The organism is uncultured Gemella sp. (genome assembly GCF_963519265.1).
Taxonomy (GTDB): Bacteria; Bacillota; Bacilli; order Staphylococcales; family Gemellaceae; genus Gemella.
The window spans coordinates 1-2,911 of the sequence record NZ_CAUQNQ010000140.1 but is presented as its reverse complement, the minus strand read 5'-3'; the positions used below and the strand labels follow the sequence as shown (position 1 = coordinate 2,911).

The 2,911-nt window shown below is 29.8% G+C and carries 2 protein-coding genes; one reads left to right on the top strand and one right to left on the bottom strand.

The genetic code is table 11. From position 1 onward, the window contains the following. The coding region (brnQ, locus tag RWN11_RS08090) for a branched-chain amino acid transport system II carrier protein (RefSeq protein ID WP_314161226.1) at positions 1 to 1,304 on the top strand (1,304 nt) is incomplete at its 5' end. Positions 1,305 to 1,363: 59 nt separating this feature from the next. On the opposite strand, the gene RWN11_RS08085 is transcribed toward brnQ, so the two are convergent. Continuing rightward, complete coding sequence (locus tag RWN11_RS08085) at positions 1,364 to 2,527, bottom strand: SAM-dependent methyltransferase (protein ID WP_314161225.1); 1,164 nt, start codon at positions 2,525 to 2,527, stop codon at positions 1,364 to 1,366. Between the last annotated feature and the right edge of the window lie 384 nt (positions 2,528 to 2,911).

Genomic DNA, 2,911 nt, shown 5'->3' with positions numbered 1-2,911 from the left:
TATTATTTGGTATCTTTTTTGGTGCTGGAAACTTAATCTTTCCACCAGCACTAGGTGTAAGTGCAGGAGGAAACTTTTGGCCAGCGATTTTAGGATTTGTTGTTTCAGGAGTAGGGATAGCAATTGTTACACTTATTGTTGGGGCACTTAATCCAAATGGTTATGGAGCAGAGATGGATGAAAAAATTTCACCATTATTCTCAACAGCGTACTTAGTTTTACTTTATTTATCAATTGGACCGCTTTTTGCGATTCCAAGAACTGCAGCAACTGCATTTGATATTGGAGTAGCTCCAGTTGTAGCTGGAAGTAGTTTACCGTGGTTATTAATTTTTACAGTTATTTATTTTGTATGTGCGTTCTTATTAGCGGTAAACCCAACTAAGATTTTAAATAGTGTAGGTAAAGTTTTAACACCAATTTTTGCTTTATTAATCGTAATTTTAGTAATCTTAGGAGTTTCTAAATTTAACTCGACAGGAGAAGCTGCTAAAACTTATGTAACTAGCGGTTTGGCATTCGGTACAGGATTTATCGAAGGATACAACACACTTGATGCACTTGCTTCAGTAGCATTCTGTATCATTGCGATGAGTGCTTTAAAACAATTAGGATTTAAAGATAAAAAAGAATTTTTATCAAGTGTATGGATTGCTGGTATTGCAACAGGTATTGGATTCAGTATCTTATACGTTGGATTAGGATTATTAGGTAACAAATTTGCAGTACCTGCTGAGGTTCTTGCCAACCCTAAAGTTAATAAAGGTGCATATGTACTATCTGAATCAGCCCGTCAATTGTTCGGTAACTTCGGAAGCATGTTCTTAGGAATCATGGTGATTCTTACATGTTTCACTACAACAGTAGGATTAATCGTGGCAACTTCAGAATTCTTTAACAAAAAATTCCCACAACTTTCATACAAAACGTATGCTACATTATTCACAGTTGTAGGATTTTCTATCGCAAACGTTGGATTACAAAGTGTTATCCAATTCTCAGTACCAATGCTATTATTCTTATACCCAATCACAATTGCATTAGTATTAATCGTTATTGTTAACAAATACGTTGCATTATCTAAGTTAGGAATGCAATTAACAATGGCAGTAGTTACATTAATCTCTATTCTTTCTGTAGTAGGAAGCACATTTAAAGTAGAGGCTTTAAGTGGTTTAATCGCAAAACTTCCTCTAGCAGCTCAAAGTTTAGAATGGTTAGTACCAGCAGCAGTTTGCTTAGTAATTGCGGCTGTATTACCAAATAGACAAAAAGGTAAAGTTTACGATTTTAGTGAATTATAGTTTTTAGAATAATAAAGTGCATTAGCTCAAAAATGAGAGCTAATGCATTTTTCTTTATATTAAATTAATTTTTTTACTTCGTCTAATAAGAACATCTCTACATTTAATGAAGTAGTGAATTTCTCAAGATTAGTAATTTTATCTTTATCGACATTATTTGTTGTTCTATAAGCTCGGATAAGTTGATTTTTAGGTGTGTTCTCTGCAGAGATAAACTCAACAATATCAGATTTATATCCGAATGCTTCTAAGACTTCGCTACGAATAGAATCAGTAAGAAGTGTAGAGAATTTTTCTTTAACAATTCCATGTTTTAACATAAACGGAAGAAATTCGTCATTAAGTTGACTGTTGACTTCTTTTTGGCAACAAGGAACTGCGAAGAACACTTTTGCTTTCCAACCAAGAGCTTTTATGATAGCTATATCCGTTGCTGTATTACATGCATGCAGACTAATAACCATATCTATCTCATCTTTATTTTCGTAATCAATGACATCGCCGTAAATGAAACTTAGATTAGTGAAATTAAGTTTTTTAGCGATATTATTACAATGGTCAATAACCTCTTTTTTAAGATCAATACCTATAATTTTCACATTCATTTTAAGAACTTCTGTTAGGTAATAATAAGTAGAAAATGTTAAATAACTTTTACCACTACCGAAGTCAAGAATTGTAATTTGTTTATCAGAATTTAATTGTGTTGTAGCTTGTTTTATAAATTCAAGATACTTGTTTATCTGCTTGAATTTATTATATTTGCTCTTTATGACCTTACCATCATTATTTTGAATTCCTAGTTCAACTAAGAATGGATATTTTTGTTTTTCGTCTAAGAAATAGTCTTTTTTCTTATTATGTTCAAATGAAATAGCTTTAGTGGCTGTTTTCTTTCTATTTACACTTATTTTGAATTTTTTTGATACTTTAATATTGATGTTTTCATCTGTGGTAACAACATTGATGTCTTTTGCTAATTCAAAAAGTTCTTTGATCGAATTCTCAATATTTGAAGAATCTGTAGTAACTATATTAGTATGTTTTATTATCCTTTTATATCTGTATTCTAGCTGTAGATTAATACTTTTTTTAATATTAACTAATTTACCAATAATTTTATCAAGTTCTAATTCTTTATTGCGAATATTAGAAAAAGTTATTTTATTAATATTATTATTAGCTATATGAGTCAAAATTTCTGAAATAATTTCGTGTTCCATTGTAGCTCCTTTTAGTTTCTTTTTATAATGATTTCTTATATATATTACACTAGTTTTTATTAATTATCAACATAACAGAAATATAATGTCGTAATCTAGAGTGAATGATTAAAAAATGAGAATAAAACAAAAATTCAAAATTTCAAAAAGTTTAAATAAAACTGTTATATTTAGTGTTATTTTGATTCCCAAATAGGCTTTATACAAGCTTTTTAAATAACTAGTACACTTTTCTTGGAAGACTCTAGAAAATCGAATTCTCCAAAATCATGATTTTTGTGTCACTCCTAGATAAAATAATTACCGTTGTTGGTTGAGTATTAGTATCATGCGTGGTATAATTTAGTAGTTAGAAAATAAGAAAAAGGTAGATAGTATGAATAT

What these genes read in the sequence shown, in the direction of transcription:
- RWN11_RS08085 (WP_314161225.1), bottom strand. Translation starts at nt 2,527, where the DNA reads ATGGAACACGAAATTATTTCAGAAATTTTGACTCATATAGCTAATAAT.